This window comes from Amycolatopsis sp. NBRC 101858 (genome assembly GCF_030269325.1).
GTDB classification, from domain to species: domain Bacteria; phylum Actinomycetota; class Actinomycetes; order Mycobacteriales; family Pseudonocardiaceae; genus Amycolatopsis; species Amycolatopsis ponsaeliensis.
Genome location: NZ_BSTD01000001.1, coordinates 1,526,185 through 1,540,664, shown reverse-complemented (window position 1 = coordinate 1,540,664; position 14,480 = coordinate 1,526,185). Strand labels below are relative to the sequence as shown.

Annotated in this window: 17 protein-coding genes; 10 read left to right on the top strand and 7 right to left on the bottom strand. The window is 70.8% G+C overall.

What is annotated here, in order from left to right; translation table 11 throughout:
• Positions 1-104: 104 nt before the first annotated feature.
• Together moaC and QSK39_RS07375 are read left to right on the top strand one after the other, a co-directional pair.
• Positions 105-575 (top strand): cyclic pyranopterin monophosphate synthase MoaC, encoded by a 471-nt coding sequence (gene moaC / locus QSK39_RS07380; RefSeq protein ID WP_285476874.1) that lies wholly within the window; start codon positions 105-107, stop codon positions 573-575.
• Positions 572-1,492, top strand: coding sequence for a molybdenum cofactor biosynthesis protein MoaE (locus tag QSK39_RS07375; RefSeq protein WP_285476873.1), 921 nt, complete (start codon positions 572-574; stop codon positions 1,490-1,492). The genes moaC and QSK39_RS07375 overlap by 4 nt, the downstream gene beginning before the upstream one ends.
• Here QSK39_RS07375 and QSK39_RS07370 read toward each other — a convergent pair.
• Positions 1,479-1,925 carry a nitroreductase/quinone reductase family protein gene (locus QSK39_RS07370; RefSeq protein WP_285476872.1) on the bottom strand — a complete coding sequence of 149 codons (447 nt, stop codon included), beginning with the start codon at positions 1,923-1,925 and terminating at the stop codon, positions 1,479-1,481. The two genes, QSK39_RS07375 and QSK39_RS07370, sit on opposite strands and share 14 nt — an antisense overlap.
• Positions 1,926-1,978: 53 nt before the next feature.
• Here QSK39_RS07370 and QSK39_RS07365 point away from each other — a divergent pair, with 53 nt between their 5' ends.
• Positions 1,979-2,434 carry a MarR family winged helix-turn-helix transcriptional regulator gene (locus QSK39_RS07365; protein WP_285476871.1) on the top strand — a complete coding sequence of 152 codons (456 nt, stop codon included), beginning with the start codon at positions 1,979-1,981 and terminating at the stop codon, positions 2,432-2,434.
• A 574-nt stretch (positions 2,435-3,008) separates the two neighbouring features.
• On the opposite strand, the gene QSK39_RS07360 is transcribed toward QSK39_RS07365, so the two are convergent.
• The 3 genes from QSK39_RS07360 to moaA form a co-directional block, all read right to left on the bottom strand.
• Positions 3,009-3,641 carry a LysM peptidoglycan-binding domain-containing protein gene (locus QSK39_RS07360; RefSeq protein ID WP_285476870.1) on the bottom strand — a complete coding sequence of 211 codons (633 nt, stop codon included), beginning with the start codon at positions 3,639-3,641 and terminating at the stop codon, positions 3,009-3,011.
• A 977-nt stretch (positions 3,642-4,618) separates the two neighbouring features.
• Complete coding sequence (locus tag QSK39_RS07355) at positions 4,619-4,879, bottom strand: MoaD/ThiS family protein (protein WP_285476869.1); 261 nt, start codon at positions 4,877-4,879, stop codon at positions 4,619-4,621.
• Between the two features lies 1 nt (position 4,880).
• Positions 4,881-5,888, bottom strand: coding sequence for a GTP 3',8-cyclase MoaA (gene moaA, locus QSK39_RS07350; protein WP_285476868.1), 1,008 nt, complete (start codon positions 5,886-5,888; stop codon positions 4,881-4,883).
• Between the two features lie 150 nt (positions 5,889-6,038).
• Between moaA and QSK39_RS07345 the strand changes: the two genes are divergently transcribed.
• Genes QSK39_RS07345 through QSK39_RS07325 form a run of 5 tightly spaced genes read left to right on the top strand, consistent with a single transcriptional unit; the run spans position 6,039 to position 9,712 of the window.
• Positions 6,039-6,518, top strand: a complete 480-nt coding sequence (locus tag QSK39_RS07345; protein WP_285476867.1) for a MarR family winged helix-turn-helix transcriptional regulator — start codon at positions 6,039-6,041, stop codon at positions 6,516-6,518.
• Between the two features lie 33 nt (positions 6,519-6,551).
• A complete protein-coding gene (locus QSK39_RS07340; RefSeq protein ID WP_285476866.1) occupies positions 6,552-6,956 on the top strand; it encodes a TOBE domain-containing protein in 405 nt (134 codons plus the stop codon).
• Positions 6,957-7,015: 59 nt separating this feature from the next.
• Positions 7,016-7,822, top strand: a complete 807-nt coding sequence (gene modA / locus QSK39_RS07335; protein ID WP_285476865.1) for a molybdate ABC transporter substrate-binding protein — start codon at positions 7,016-7,018, stop codon at positions 7,820-7,822.
• Positions 7,823-7,880: 58 nt separating this feature from the next.
• Positions 7,881-8,648 carry an ABC transporter permease gene (locus QSK39_RS07330; RefSeq protein WP_285476864.1) on the top strand — a complete coding sequence of 256 codons (768 nt, stop codon included), beginning with the start codon at positions 7,881-7,883 and terminating at the stop codon, positions 8,646-8,648.
• Positions 8,645-9,712, top strand: coding sequence for a sulfate/molybdate ABC transporter ATP-binding protein (locus tag QSK39_RS07325; protein ID WP_285476863.1), 1,068 nt, complete (start codon positions 8,645-8,647; stop codon positions 9,710-9,712). Before QSK39_RS07330 ends, QSK39_RS07325 begins: the two co-directional genes overlap by 4 nt.
• 16 nt (positions 9,713-9,728) lie before the next feature.
• Here the strand turns inward: QSK39_RS07325 and QSK39_RS07320 are convergent, their stop codons facing one another.
• Positions 9,729-11,498: a multicopper oxidase domain-containing protein gene (locus QSK39_RS07320; RefSeq protein ID WP_285476862.1), complete on the bottom strand. Its 1,770-nt coding sequence runs from the start codon at positions 11,496-11,498 to the stop codon at positions 9,729-9,731.
• Positions 11,499-11,691: 193 nt separating this feature from the next.
• Between QSK39_RS07320 and QSK39_RS07315 the strand changes: the two genes are divergently transcribed.
• Both QSK39_RS07315 and QSK39_RS07310 read left to right on the top strand, forming a co-directional pair.
• On the top strand, positions 11,692-12,486 hold the full coding sequence (locus QSK39_RS07315; protein ID WP_285476861.1) for an HAD-IIA family hydrolase: 795 nt from the start codon (positions 11,692-11,694) through the stop codon (positions 12,484-12,486).
• Positions 12,487-12,523: 37 nt separating this feature from the next.
• Positions 12,524-13,324: a metallophosphoesterase family protein gene (locus QSK39_RS07310; RefSeq protein WP_285476860.1), complete on the top strand. Its 801-nt coding sequence runs from the start codon at positions 12,524-12,526 to the stop codon at positions 13,322-13,324.
• Here the strand turns inward: QSK39_RS07310 and QSK39_RS07305 are convergent.
• The gene (locus QSK39_RS07305) at positions 13,321-13,695 is read right to left on the bottom strand and encodes a YccF domain-containing protein (RefSeq protein ID WP_285476859.1); all 375 of its coding nucleotides are present in this window, start codon (positions 13,693-13,695) and stop codon (positions 13,321-13,323) included. The two genes, QSK39_RS07310 and QSK39_RS07305, sit on opposite strands and share 4 nt — an antisense overlap.
• Positions 13,695-14,444 (bottom strand): PhzF family phenazine biosynthesis protein, encoded by a 750-nt coding sequence (locus tag QSK39_RS07300; protein WP_285476858.1) that lies wholly within the window; start codon positions 14,442-14,444, stop codon positions 13,695-13,697. Before QSK39_RS07300 ends, QSK39_RS07305 begins: the two co-directional genes overlap by 1 nt.
• Positions 14,445-14,480 lie beyond the last annotated feature (36 nt).

The window sequence follows — 14,480 nt, the reverse complement described above, 5'->3', positions numbered from 1 at the left end:
CCCGGAATCGTCCCTTCGACGGACGACCGGGGTCCTTCGCGCTGATCCACTCGCCGGGCCCGACCGCCGTCACCCTTCACCCGTCCCGGAAGTAGCCTCGGCTTGTGAGTGAACTCAGCCACGTCGACGAGACCGGCGCCGCCCGGATGGTCGACGTCTCCGGCAAGACCGCCACCGCGCGCACCGCGCTCGCGGCCGGCACCGTGCGGACCACCGCCGAGGTGCTCCGGCTGCTGGCCACCGACGGCCTCCCCAAGGGCGACGCCCTCGCCACCGCCCGCATCGCCGGGATCATGGGCGCCAAGCGGGTGCCCGAGCTGATCCCGCTGTGCCACCAGATCGCGCTGTCCGGGGTCAAGGTCGAGTTCACCCTCGGCGAGGCCGAAGTCGGCATCCGCGCGACCGCGAAGACCACCGACGTCACCGGCGTCGAGATGGAAGCGCTGACCGCCGTGGCCGTGGCCGGGCTCACCCTGCACGACATGATCAAGGCCGTCGACCCGGCCGCGACGCTGGACGACGTCCGCCTGCTCCGCAAGGACGGCGGCAAGACCGGGACCTGGGAGCGGCCGTGAAGCGCACCGCACGCGTGATCGTGGCGTCCAACCGCGCCGCGAAGGGTGTCTACGAAGACAAGACGGGCCCGGTGATCGTCGCCTGGCTGGCCGGGCGCGGGTACGAGGTGCCGGCGCCGGTCGTCGTCGAGGACGGCGACCCGGTGGGCGTCGCCTTGCGGGCAGCGCTGGCCGACGGCGTCGCCGTCGTGCTCACCACCGGCGGCACCGGCATTTCGCCGACCGACCGCACCCCGGACGTCACGCGCGGGGTGCTGGACCACGAGCTGCCGGGCGTCGCGGACGCGATCCGCGCGGCCGGGCTGCCGAAGGTCCCGACGGCGGTGCTCTCGCGTGGGGTCGCGGGCGTGGCCGGGCGGACCCTGGTCGTGAACCTCCCGGGCTCCAGCGGCGGCGTCAAGGACGGCCTGGGCGTGCTCGACGGCATCCTGGACCACGCCGTCGACCAGCTGGCCGGCGGTGACCACCCGCGTCCCGCGGCGCACCAGCCGGAGGTGCGCGTCGCGCGGGCGCTGGTCACCGAGGAGGCGCTGTCGGTCGAAGAGCACGCCGGCCTGGTCGAGGACGACGCGGCGGGCGCGGTGGTGACGTTCGCCGGGGTGGTCCGCGACCACGACGGCGGCAAGGGCGTGCGCGACCTGACGTACGAGGGCCACCCGAGCGCGAGCCAGGTGATCGCGGACGTGGTCGCGGAGCTGGCCACGCGCTGGGTGGGCGTGCGGGCGGTGGCGGTGAGCCACCGCGTCGGTCACCTGACGATCGGCGACGTGGCGCTGGCGTGCGCGGTGGCGGCGGAGCACCGCGGCCAAGCGTTCTCGGCGTGCTCGGACCTGGTGGACGAGGTGAAGGCGCGGCTCCCGGTCTGGAAGCACCAGCACTTCACCGACGGCACGGACGAATGGGTCAACTCGCCGTAATCCGGAAGACGGCGACACGCCCGGCGGCCGCGGCGAACTCGTCTTCGCTCCCGCTGGTGACGAGGCCCAGCCGGACGAACATCGGCACCCCGTGCGGAACCTCGCGCGGGAAGGCGCGCATGACGGTGGCGCGGACGCCGGGATCGGTGACCTCGTCGAGCGTCACGGCTTGCTTCCGGCGCCCGTGGGTGAGTTCGCCCCGGCCGGCGGCGCGGACGTTGCGCGCCCAGTCGCCCTGGGGAACGCCGGCGATGACGTAGCGAAGGCCGTCGACGGTCAGCGGCGAGACCGGAGTGGGCCGCGGCGCACCCGACCGGCGGCCGGGGACGGTCAGGACGTGGATGGTGCCCACGCGCAGTCCCAGCCGGGTCAGCAGGCGGACGAACCGGTTGGCGGGACGGAGCCAGCGAGGCAGGGCTTGACGGGTCACCACGGCGCAATCCTTTCGACTATCGAAGTATTCGCCGTCACGGTAGACTCTTTCGAGTGTCGAAGCAATCTCTGGTCACGGAGGCGACCCAGGCCGCGGCGGCCTCCGGCGCGGCGAACGACGTGGTGGACGAAGCCGCGGCGTCGGCGTTCGGGGTGAACCGGACGGACCTGCGGATCATCGGCCTGATCGCGGCGGCGGGAACGCTGACGGCGGGACAGTTGGCGACGCAGGCCCGGTTGAGCCCCGCGGCGACGACGACGGCGATCCAGCGGTTGACGCACGCGGGCCACCTGACCCGCCGCACATCGACGGACGATCGCCGCCGGGCGGTGGTGGAGCTGACGCCCGAGGCGGCGAAGCTGCTGGAAGAGATCTACGCGCCGATCGAGCGCGCGGGCCGGGCGATCCTCGAGGACTACACGCCGGAGCAGCTGGAGTTGGTGGCCGAGGTGCTGCGCCGGGGCGAGCGGATGCAGCTGAGGGAGGCGGAGAGGATCCGCGCGCTCTGAGAGGCCCGAGGACGGGCGGAGGGGCGAGCAGGCGCCCGGACGGCTGCGCGGGGCTGGAGGCCGCGTACCGCGACTCAGGGCGGTAGCGACGGCGCCTCGTGCGCGGGTGCGGCGAATGCCTCGTAACGGACGATCCACGCGGGCGCGGTGGCGCGAAAGGGGCGTTCGCGTGAGTCGGGTGGTCGCGCGGCCGTCGGCGGTGCGGGAGGCGCGCGGGCGGCGGTTCGTGCGAGCGGGGTGGTCGTGCGGCCGGCGGCGGCGCGGAAGGCGCGCAGGCGGCGGTTCGCGCGAGCGGGGTGGTCGTGCGGCCGTCGGCGGTGCGGAAGGCGCGCAGGCCGTTCGCGCGAGCCGCGTCGCGGCTGGTGGCGGTGCGGAAGGCGCGCGAGCGGGTGGTCGTGCGGCCGTCAGGCAACGCGCCGGTGCGTGCGGTTGACCTGGCCAAGCCGCCCTGCCGGCGAGCGCGACCTCAGCCGCACGCCGGATGCGTGCGAGCCCTCCACCGCCCGGGGGATTGGCGGTGGAGGGCTCGTGCTGTCACGGCTCGAGGCCGGACCTACGCATCACTGCGCGATCGTCACTTGGTGGCGATCTTCTGCCCGACGAGGATCAGGTCCGCGTTCGGGATGTACTTCGCGTTCAGGTCCTGCAGCTTCTTGTAGCCGCCGTCGACGTTGAACTGCTTGGCGATCTTGGACAGGGTGTCGCCCGCCACCACGGTGTAGTCACCGGACGGGTTGGAGCTGGACACGCCGGTCGCCGCCGGGGCCGCCGCCTGCTTCGGGGCGACCGTGGTCTTCTTCGGCGTCGTCGACTTCTTGGTCGTCGTGGTCTTGCCGGTGCTGGCCTTGGGGGCCGACGAGCCGCCGCCCTTCTTGCCGCAGACCGGCCAGGCGCCGATGCCCTGGCCCTGCAGGACGCGCTCGGCGACGGCGATCTGCTGCTCGCGCGAAGCGTTCGCCGCGCTGCCGGTGCCGCCGTAGGCCTTCCATGTGCTCTGCGAGAACTGCAGGCCGCCGTAGTAGCCGTTGCCGGTGTTGGTGTTCCAGTTGCCGCTGCTCTCACACTGCGCGATGGCGTCCCAGTTGGTCGCCGACGCGGGGGTCGCGGCGATAGCGAGGGGCGCGCCGACCGCAATGCCCGCGATGGCGACGCGAGCGACGGTGCGGGTGGCAGCGGACATCTTGCGGTGCTTGCCTCGGTAAGACATCTGAATGCATCTCGGTTCCCAGCGCCTACGACCTCGTGGTGAGGGTCAGGATCGGGGTCCTGGCGCCGGCCGTCTCAGGCCGGCAGGCGAGTCCGACGCACGGCGCGTCTTCGTCGTCCCCTCGTCCCTGTCCGGAAATGCTTTCGCTCGGGGTATGGGTCCGGGGATCCGTCGGACAGGGCTAGGCGCTACGGATTCCCGGTCGTGCTGGTTGGTCGGGGCCAACCGAAAAGCGACGGTACGTAACGAGAGCCGTGATCGGAAATTATTCGGGGCGTGACCTACGTCACAGTAACAGCACGCAACCCCTGTCGATGTGACTGTTTGCGCAGGTCAGCGGGCCGTTATCTGCCCGTTTCCTTGTCGAGATAAAACACGGATCGTGAGGCTTGCATCACGTGTTTTGCGCAGCGAATGGCCCATTCGCGACGCACTGTCCGCGATTGAAGCGCGCATCTTATGACCGGTCGCGGGTGTTCGCCAGACTTGACAAGTCTGCCTCATGTGCCCCTTGAGTCACAGCAGTCCCACCTCTTCGTGGGGTTTCGAGTCACACCTGGAGCGACTCCGGCTACCGCCGACGTCCAGGTGGGTCAACGCACCGCGACGGACCAGGCGAAACGTGTCACCGGATGGCGTTGCGGCGGGACGCGATCAGCTTCTCGCGAACACCCCGGATCCGGTGACGCGCCACGCCGGGAGCCGGCCACGGGCTTCGCCGAGCGGTCGGCTGCCGTACCCGAACGGTCGGCGCATATATAGAGAGGACGAACGCGCGTACCCGGACGGACGGCTCGCGTACCCAGGGAGTCGGCTCGCGTGCCTGGAGGGTCGGCTCGCGTGATCGGAAGGTCGACACGCGTGATCAGAGGGTCGACACGCGTGATCAGGAGGTCGACACGGGCAAAACGGGCGGCGGGTGCCGTGTCGACCCTTCAAACACGCGTGTCGACCCTTCGCGCACAGGCCTGCCGGGGTCAGCCGCCGGCGAAGGGCGGGAGGACGTCCAGTTCCGCGCCGTCCTGGAGGGGGCGGGTGAGGTCTCGCACCGCGAAGCCGTCGAGCAGGTAGCTGGCGGCGTCCAGGACCCGGGGCAGGCCCGAAGGGTGGAGCCGGCGCAGCTCGGCCACGGCGTCCGACACGCGGGCGCCGGCCGGCAGCTGCACCTTCTCCTCTTCTTCTCCCGCCGCGGCCCGCGCCGAGGCGAAGTACCGCACCACGATGGTCAAAGTCGACATCTCAGCCGCCGATCGCGCTCATCGGCCGGATCGGCTGCGCGAACCCGGCGTCGTTGATCTCGTGTCCCGCGAGCTTGCCCCACATCGTCGCGCGCCAGGCGTCGGCAATCTCTTCATCGCGCGCGCCCGCGCGCGCGAGGGAGCGCAAATCCGTTTCGTCGTTGCTGAAGAGGCAGGACCGCACCGCGCCGTCCGCGGTCAGCCGCGTCCGCTCGCACGCCGCGCAGAACGGCCGGGTCACCGACGCGATCACGCCGACGTCGCCGGGCCCGCCGTCGACCAGCCAGCGCTCGGCCGGCGCGCCGCCCCGGGCGGCCGGGAACGGCGTCAGCGTGAACTCCGCCTCCAGCATCTCGAGGATCCCGGCCGCGGTGATCATCTCGCCGCGGTTCCAGCCGTGCTGGGCGTCCAGCGGCATCTGCTCGATGAACCGCAGGTGGTAGCCCTCGGCGAGGCAGAACTTCAGCAGCGGCACGGCTTCGGTCTCGTTGAGCCCGCGGATCAGCACGGCGTTGACCTTCACCGGCGTCATCCCGGCGTCCCGCGCCGCGGCCAGCCCGGCCACGACGTGCGAGAGCCGGTCGCGCCGGGTGATCTTCAGGAACGTCTCGGGGTCGACGGTGTCGAGCGAGACGTTGATCCGGTTCAGCCCGGCCGCCGCGAGCCCGGCCGCGCGCTTGGCGAGCCCGATCCCGTTGGTGGTCATGGACAGCCGCGGCCGCGGCGACAACGCCGTGACCCGCGCGACGATGTCCTCGAGGCCCGGCCGCAGCAGCGGTTCGCCGCCGGTGAGCCGGATGTCGGTGACGCCGAGCTGCTCGACGGCGATCCGCATCAGGCGGACCAGCTCGTCGTCGGACAGCACCTGCTCGCCCGGCATCCAGTCGAGGCCCTCCGCGGGCATGCAGTAGGTGCAGCGCAGGTTGCACCGATCCGTCAGCGAAACCCGGAGATCGGTGGCCACCCGGCCGAAGGTGTCGATGAGTTGCGGGTTCTCGGGCCTGGGCACGCGAGATGACCCTCGTGTACCGGGGACGCGAGGAAACCCGAGATCCACTGCCGTCATTACGCCCAGCCTAGCTCCGGAACGTGCGAACGGACGCGATCGCTAGGATACTTTGCGGAGTGAGTGGTTCAGTTGCCGAACTAACGAGGGCCTGTGACGGAAAAGACTTACCCGGTCACCGATGAGGAGCTGTTCCGCTTCGCGGAATTGGGCCGCCGGGGCAGCACGTTCACCGTCCTCCGGCACGCCCGGATCGCCGAGCGGATGGGCCTGTCCGGAACCGACCACAAGACGTTCGACCTGGTCATCCAATCGGGCGGACCGTTGACCGCCGGCCGGATCGCCGAGCTGACGGGGCTGTCGACCGGTGCCGTGACCGGGGTCGTCGACCGGCTGGAGAAGGTCGGCCTGGTCCGCCGGGTCCGCGATCCGGAGGACCGCCGCAAGGTCCTCGTCGAGGTCGTGCCGGGGGCCGAGGAGCGCTTCGCGCCGCTCTTCGAGTCGGCCTTCGACGCCCTTCGTGAGACGCTGGCGCAGTTCTCCCCGGCCGAGCGAAAAGCCATCGAGCGTTATCAGAATGTCATCCTGGAACAGCTGCGGACTGAAGTTCTGCACAATTCACGCCCCGCGTAGCTTTTCCTCAACTGCGGAGATAATGTCTGCGCCATGCCGCAATTTCGGTTGTCCGAGGCCGCGCGCCTGCTCGGCGTCAGTGACGACACCGTCCGGAGGTGGGTGCGCGCGGGGCAGCTGACCGCGACCGACGACGCCGCCGGCCGCAAGGTCGTCGACGGCGCCCAGCTGGCGGGGTTCGCCCGGGCCCAGGCCTCCGGTCCCGAAGATCCCTCCACCGTCGGCCGCTCCGCCCGCAACAGGTTCGTCGGGCTGGTCACCGAGGTCGTCGCCGACAAGGTGATGGCTCAGGTGGAACTGCAGTGCGGGGCACACCGGGTGGTGTCCCTGATGAGTACGGAAGCCGTCCGCGAGCTGGGCCTGCGCCCGGGGGTGCTCGCGGTCGCGGTGGTCAAGGCGACCACTGTCGTGGTGGAAACACCGGAAGGAAGTCGATGAAGAAGCTCGCTTTTCGGGGGTCCGGGTGGCGGAGCCCCCGGCCCGGGGCGAAGGCCCGGATGTCGCAGCTTGCTCTGGCCGTCGCGGCCGTCGCTCTGTTCGCGGGCGCGTGCAGCAGCTCGGACCAGCCCAGCACGCAGTCCGGCGGGTCGTCGGCCAGTGCTCCCGCGCCGAAGGGCAGCGGCGAGGCCGGCGGCACGCTCACCGTGTTCGCCGCCGCGTCCCTCACCGAGTCGTTCACCGCGCTCGGCAAGCAGTTCGAGGCCTCGCACCCCGGCGTCACCGTGAAGTTCAGCTTCGCGGGTTCGTCCGGCCTGGTCCAGCAGCTGACCAACGGCGCGAAGGCCGACGTCTTCGCCTCGGCCGACCAGGCCAACATGGACAAAGCCGTCCAGGGTGGCGTGATCGACGGCCAGCCGACGGTCTTCGCCACCAACAAGCTCGCGATCGCGGTCGCGCCCGGCAACCCCAAGGGCATCAAGACCTTCGCGGACCTGAACAAGGCGGGCCTCACCGTGGTCACCTGCGCCCCGCAGGTGCCGTGCGGTTCGGCCACCAAGAAGGTCGAGACCGCGACCGGCGTCACGCTCAAGCCGAAGAGCGAAGAGCAGGACGTCAAGCAGGTGCTGAACAAGGTCCAGTCCGGGGACGCCGACGCGGGCCTGGTCTACGTCACCGACGCCACCTCGGCCGCGGGCAAGGTCGACAAGGTCGACTTCCCCGAGGCGAGCGGCGCGATCAACAACTACCCGATCGCCGTGGTCAAGGGCGGCCAGAGCGCGCTGGCCAAGGAGTTCGACGACTTCGTCCTCGGCACCGAGGGCAAGGCCGAGCTGAGCAAGGTCGGGTTCGGCCCTGCGCAGTAGGCGTCTCGCGAGCGGCCGGCCGGGATCCGTCCCGGCCGGCCGTTCGCGCGTCCCGTGGGTGCTCGCGATCCCGGCCACCCTCGCGCTGGCGCTCGTCGTGCTGCCGGTCGTCGGGCTGCTGGTGCGCTCGGACCTGACGCGGCTGCCGTCGCTGATCGTCTCGTCGTCGTCGTGGCACGCGCTGCGGTTGTCGCTGATCACGGCCGCTTTGTCCACTTTGGCCTGTGTCCTGCTCGGTGTGCCGCTGGCCGTCGTCCTCGCGCGGGCCCGGTTCCGCGGCGTCCGGCTGCTGCGCTCGATCGTGCTGCTGCCGCTGGTGCTGCCCCCGGTGGTCGGCGGCCTCGCGCTGCTCTACCTGCTCGGCCGCAAGGGCTTCCTCGGCATGCTGATCACCACGCTGACCGGGGAGTCGGTGCCGTTCACCACCACCGCGGTCGTGATCGCGCAGACGTTCGTCGCGATGCCGTTCCTCGTGGTCAGCCTCGAAGGCGCGCTGCGCGGCGCCGGCGATCGCTACGAGCAGGTCGCCGCGACCCTCGGCGCGCGCCCGTGGACCGTCTTCCGGCGCGTCACGCTGCCGCTGCTGCTGCCCGCGCTCGGCTCCGGCGTCGTCCTCAGCTTCGCCCGCGCGCTCGGCGAGTTCGGCGCGACGATCACCTTCGCCGGCAGCCTCGAAGACGTCACCCGCACGCTGCCGCTCGAGGTCTACACGCAGGCCGAAGTGGACATCGACAGCGCCGTCGCCCTTTCCTTGCTGCTCATCGTCGTGGCGGTCCTCGTCATCGCCGTCGCGCGGCCGCGTTCGTGGGAAGGCGGGCTGCGGTGAGCCTGACCGCCCGGATCGAGGCCGTCCGCGGCTCGTTCTCGCTGGACGTGGACCTCGACGTGCCCACCGGGACGGTGCTCGCGCTGCTCGGCCCGAACGGCTCGGGCAAGTCGACGGTGCTGGGCTGCCTGTCCGGGTTGATCACGCCGACGTCGGCCGAGATCACCGTGGCCGGGCGCGCCCTGGCCGGCGTGGCCCCGCACCGGCGGGGGATCGGCCTGCTCTCCCAGGACGCCCTGCTCTTCCCGCACCTGTCCGCGGCGGACAACGTCGCGTTCTCGCCGCGCTCGACCGGCGCCGGCCGCCGCGCCGCCCGGGAGCGCGCCTTCTACTGGCTGGGTGAAGTGGACGCCGTCGCGCTCGCCGGACGGCGGCCCGGGCAGCTGTCCGGCGGCCAGGCCCAGCGCGTCGCGATCGCCAGGGCGCTCGCCGCCGAGCCGGACCTGCTGCTGCTCGACGAGCCGTTCGCCGCGCTGGACGTCGACGCCGCGCCGGCGATCCGCGGCCTGCTGCGACGGGTGCTCAAGACCGGGCCGACGACCGTGCTCGTCACGCACGACCCGCTGGACGCGCTGGCGCTCGCCGACCACGTCGCGGTGATGAACGGCGGCCGGATCGTCGAACGCGGCCCGACCCGCGACGTGCTTTCGGCACCGCGGACGGCGTTCACCGCGCGGATCGCCGGGCTCAACCTCGTCGCCGGCACCGCGGTCGACGACGGCCTGCGCACGCCGTCGGGCGAGGTGGTGGCCGGCATCCCGGCGGCGGACGTCGTCACGGGGGAGCCCGCGGTGGCGGTGTTCCCGCCGAACGCCGTCGCCGTCTACCCGCACGACGGCGAGCACCGCGGGAGCCCGCGGAACACGGCCGACGCCGTCGTCGCGGCCCTGGAGCCGCACGGGCCGGTGATCCGCGTCCGGGCCGAGAGCGACGGCTGGGCGCACGGCCTGACCGCCGACCTCACCCCGGCCGCGGTGGCCGAGCTCGCGCTGGAGCCCGGCTCGCCGGTGACGCTGTCGGTGAAGGCCGCGACCGTAGCGGTGCACCCGGCCGCGGCCTCCTGAGTCTCCCCCCGGTGGGTCAGGCGCCGTGGTGGTGGCCGCCGCCCGGGTGGACGTGGAACTTCGCCACCTCCGGCGGGTGCACGACGAACGGGCGCATCATGCCTTCGTCCTCGTGGTCGAGGATGTGGCAGTGGTACATGAACTCGCCGGTGCCGCCGCCGAACTGCCCGGCCACGCTCACCCACTGGCCGGGGTTCACGATGATCGTGTCCTTCCAGCCCTCCTCGTACTTCTCCAGCGGGACGTCGGTGAAGCCCTCGATCGGCTGGGTGGTCCGTTCGGCGGCCTGGTCGAACGTCGTGGTGAAGCGCCGCCGGAACAGCGCCTGGAACTCCGTCAGGTGGATGTGGACCGGGTGCGCCGGGCCGCCGTTCGCGACGTGCAGGATGTTCCACACCGCCCACCGGTCGTGGTCGATGAAGATGCCGGTCGTGTCGTCGAAGAGCCGCCCGATCATCCGGAACGTCTTGAGCCCGCCTGCCGGGTCCTGGACCTGGATGATCCCCTCGCCGCCCGGGTCCGCCTCGACCTGTTCGAGGTCCCACATCTCCGGGTGGCCCTCGGCGTTGAGCAGCAGCGCGATCCAGACGTGGTCGTGGTCCTCCGGCAGCGTCGAGCCGTGCGCCAGCCGGACGTAGGACGACGAGACCTTCGCCGGCAGTGAGAAGGAGTCGTGCTTCGCGCGGCCGTCGACGCGGAACTCCATGACGTCCGGCTCGACCCCGCCCAGCCGCGGGTCGGCGTTGCGCAGCCTGAGCTTCTGCCCCTTGAAGCGGCTGAAGTCGATCAGCACGTCGAAGCGTTCGGCCGGGGCGACGGTCAGGCCGCCGGCCGGCAGCGTCGCGGGCGCGGGCAGCAGGCCGCCGTCGGTGCCGATCAGGCGGACGGCGTCGGTCACCGGGTTGTCGTTCTCGTCGACCAGGTTCAGCGTGAAGAACCGCGAGTTGGCCGCGTTGAGCAGCCGGAAGCGGTACCACTTCGCGTCGACGTCCAGGTGTGGCCAGATCACGCCGTTGACCAGGGTGAACGGCCCGGAGAACGGGATCATCGGGCCGTTCGGGACGTACGGGAACTTGAACAGCAGCTGCCCGGTGAGCGCGCCGGTCGCGTCGGTGTCGAGGTTGCGGTCGGTGAGGATCAGCGGGAGCTCGCGGTCGCCGTGCGGCAGGTCGAGCGCGTCCTCTTCGTCGTCGCGGATCAGGTACATCCCGGCCAGGCCCGTGTGGACGTTGAAGCGCGTGATGGCCATGGCGTGGTCGTGGTACCAGAGCGGCATCGCGGGCTGCCGGTTCTGGTACTCGGCCAGCTGCGACGTGCCCTTGAGGCCCGCGTTGTGCGCCCAGCCGTCGTTGCCCGCGTTGGTGCGCGCGCCGTGGAGGTGCACGACGGTCCACGCCGGCAGGTCGGCGACGCCCTCGACGACCGAGTAGCCGGGCCGGTCCAGCTCCGCGCCCGGACGGCTGGTCGGGGCGTCCGTCACCGGGCCCTGAACCGCGACCAACGGGAAAGCGCCGTCTATTTCGTTCGACCACGAAATCCGCAGTTGCTTGCCGCTGCGCACTTCGATCGTCGGACCCGGGAAATGGCCCGCGTACGTCCACAACGTGGTTTCGGGTAATTGCGAGTGCAGCCGCTGCTTGTGGGTCACCATGGGAATGGTGATCGTTTCCCGGCTCCGGGCGCGCAGAGTCGGCGGAACCGGGAGTGGGTCGAGGAACTTGGTGAGTCCCCAGTTGGGCCCGGTGCCGGGTCCGGCCGTGGCCGGACGCTCGATGATTTCGGTCATGCGATTTCCCCCTCCATGTTTCGGGGGCACGACGAATTGCGCCCCGGCGACCCGCGCCGGTGACGTCGAAAAGAATTCCCCCGAACCCCCTCGGTGGCCGGGCACGCGACTCCCCTCGCGATACCGGCAATTCCCACTGTAGCCGTTTTCGCGCCTGCCCGCAGGTGCCTCGCGCGCGTGATAGGTTCCGCGCATGAACGAACGCCGGTGGACGTATCTCTCCGACATGGACGGCGTCCTGGTCAAGGAGGAGCACCTCGTCCCCGGGGCCGACGAGTTCCTGGCCGAGCTGAAGTCGAACGGCATCGACTTCCTGGTGCTGACGAACAACTCGATCTACACCCCGCGCGACCTGCGGGCCCGGCTGGAGCGCACCGGGCTCGACATCCCGGAGGAGTCGATCTGGACCTCGGCGCTGGCGACCGCGAAGTTCCTCTCGTCGCAGCGGCCGAACGGCTCGGCGTACGTCATCGGCGAAGCGGGCCTCACGACGGCGTTGCACGAGGTCGGCTACGTGCTGACCGAGCGCGACCCGGACTACGTCGTGCTGGGCGAGACTCGCACGTACAGCTTCAGCGCGATCACGCGGGCGATCCGGCTCATCGAGGGCGGCGCGAAGTTCATCGCGACCAACCCGGACGCGACCGGCCCGAGCGTCGAGGGCTCGATGCCCGCCACCGGTTCCGTCGCGGCGCTGATCGAGAAGGCCACCGGGCGCTCGCCGTACTACGTCGGCAAGCCGAACCCGCTGATGATGCGCTCGGCGTTGCGCCGATTGGGTGCGCATTCGGAGTCGACGCTGATGATCGGCGACCGGATGGACACCGACGTGCACTCGGGCATCGAGGCCGGTCTGCAGACGATCCTGGTGCTCACCGGCATCTCCACCCGGGAGTCGGCCGAACGCTATCCGTATCGGCCCACCCTGGTGCTCGACTCGATCGCCGACCTGATCGGGCGAACCGCGGACCCGTTCGGCGAAGGCTGACGATGGGCGTGGTGCGTCTAGGGCTTATCGTCACCGGATGAGCAAGTCCACGTACGTAGTGGGCGACGTGCACGGCCACCGTGACGAACTGGCCTCCGCACTGCGCGCCGAAGGCCTGGTCGACGACGAAGACAACTGGTCGGGGGCAGAAGACCAGCTGTGGTTCCTCGGCGACTTCGTCGACCGCGGCCCGGACGGCGTCGGCGCGATCGACCTGGTCATGCGGCTGGAGGAGCAGGCCGCGGAGGCCGGCGGCCAGGTGCAGACGCTGCTGGGCAACCACGAGATCCTGGCACTGGGGATGTACCACTTCGGCGACGAGCCGGTGCCGTCCGACTTCGGCCCGCGCAGCTTCGCCCGCAGCTGGGAGATCAACGGCGGGCTCCTGTCGGACCAGGACCGGCTGACGCCCGAGCACATCGAGTGGCTTTCCCGGCGTCCGCTGGCCGCGGTGGCGGCCGATCACCTGCTGCTGCACTCCGACACGCTCGAGTACCTCGACTGGGGGTCGACGGTCGAAGAGATCAACGAGGCGGCGGGCGAGATCCTGGCGGGCTCGGACATCGAGGCGTGGTGGGACGTGTGGCGCCGCATGACGACGCGCTACGCGTTCCGCGGCCCGGACGGCGAGGAGAACGCCCAGAAGCTGATGGACGCCCTCGGCGGGTCCCGGATCGTGCACGGGCACAGCGTCATCGCCGACCAGCTCGGGATCCACCCGACGCAGATCGAGGGACCGTTCCTGTACGCGGGCGGGAAGGCGCTGGGCGTCGACGGCGGGCTGTTCGTCGGCGGGCCGTGCCTCGTGGTCGAGCTGCCGTACGAGCCGGAGTCCTAGGGGATCTCGACGATCTCCTTGCCGAGCGGCATCAGGGACACCGGGATCATCTTGAAGTTCGCCACGCCCAGCGGGATGCCGATGATCGTGATGCACAGCGCGATGCCGGTGAAGATGTGCCCGATGGACAGCCACAGCCCGGCGAAGAGGAACCAGATGACGTTGCCGACGAAGGACGCCGCGCCCGCGTCACGGCGTTCGACCACGGTGCGGCCGAACGGCCAGAGCGCGTAGTTCGCGATCCGGAACGACGCCAGCCCGAACGGGATGGTGACGATCAGGATGCAGCAGACCACGCCTGCGAGCAGGTAACCCAGGGCCATCCAGAAGCCGCACAGGACGAGCCAGATGATGTTCAGCAGCGTGCGCATCAGACGTGCAGCTCCCCACTCACGATGGTGACGGCCTGGCCGGCGAGGTGGACGCGGTCGCCGTCCTGGCGGGTCCGGACGATCCCGCCGCGGGCGGAGATCTGGTGGCCGGTCAGTTCGGTTTTCCGGAGTTTTTCGGACCAGTACGGCGACAGGATGCAGTGCGCCGAGCCGGTGACCGGGTCTTCGTCGATGCCGACGCCCGGCGCGAAGAAGCGGCTGACGTAGTCGTCGCCCTTCGCGGTGACCAGCAGGCGGCCGGTCCAGGTCGTCTTGAGCTTCGCGAGGTCGGGTTCGAGGTTTTTGACCGTTTCAGCGTCCGAGACGACGGCGAAGAGGTTCTCGACACCGCGTCCGACGTACTCGAGCTCGACACCGGGGAGGATTTCGGACAGGTCGTCATCGGTCGGGGTCGGCGGGTCGGACGGGAAGTCCAGCTCGACCCAGCCGCCGTCGGCCTTGGCGCGCAGCTCACCGCTTTTCGTGGTGTAGGTCTGTTCGCCGCCGAGGACGTGGGTGACCGCGACGGTCGCGTGGCCGCACAGCGCGACCTCGACCGCCGGGGTGAACCAGCGGAGCGACTTCGGGCCGGTTTGCGTGGTGACGACGAAGGCGGTCTCGGCGTGCTTCATCTCGGTGGCGACGGCTTGCATCCAGGTGGGGTCGGCGGGTTCGTCCAGGAGAACGACCCCCGCCGAGTTCCCGGCGAAGGCCCGGTCGGTGAAGGCATCGACGACGAAGAAGCGCATGCTCCCAATGTAGCCCGTGGCCTGGGCGTGTTGATC

Coding starts and splice junctions, on each gene's coding strand:
- QSK39_RS07310 (WP_285476860.1), top strand. CDS start 12,524: ATGAGCAAGTCCACGTACGTAGTGGGCGACGTGCACGGCCACCGTGAC.
- QSK39_RS07315 (WP_285476861.1), top strand. CDS start 11,692: ATGAACGAACGCCGGTGGACGTATCTCTCCGACATGGACGGCGTCCTG.
- QSK39_RS07340 (WP_285476866.1), top strand. CDS start 6,552: ATGCCGCAATTTCGGTTGTCCGAGGCCGCGCGCCTGCTCGGCGTCAGT.
- QSK39_RS07320 (WP_285476862.1), bottom strand. CDS start 11,498: ATGACCGAAATCATCGAGCGTCCGGCCACGGCCGGACCCGGCACCGGG.
- QSK39_RS07360 (WP_285476870.1), bottom strand. CDS start 3,641: ATGTCTTACCGAGGCAAGCACCGCAAGATGTCCGCTGCCACCCGCACC.
- QSK39_RS07300 (WP_285476858.1), bottom strand. CDS start 14,444: ATGCGCTTCTTCGTCGTCGATGCCTTCACCGACCGGGCCTTCGCCGGG.
- QSK39_RS07305 (WP_285476859.1), bottom strand. CDS start 13,695: ATGCGCACGCTGCTGAACATCATCTGGCTCGTCCTGTGCGGCTTCTGG.
- QSK39_RS07355 (WP_285476869.1), bottom strand. CDS start 4,879: ATGTCGACTTTGACCATCGTGGTGCGGTACTTCGCCTCGGCGCGGGCC.
- modA (WP_285476865.1), top strand. CDS start 7,016: ATGTCGCAGCTTGCTCTGGCCGTCGCGGCCGTCGCTCTGTTCGCGGGC.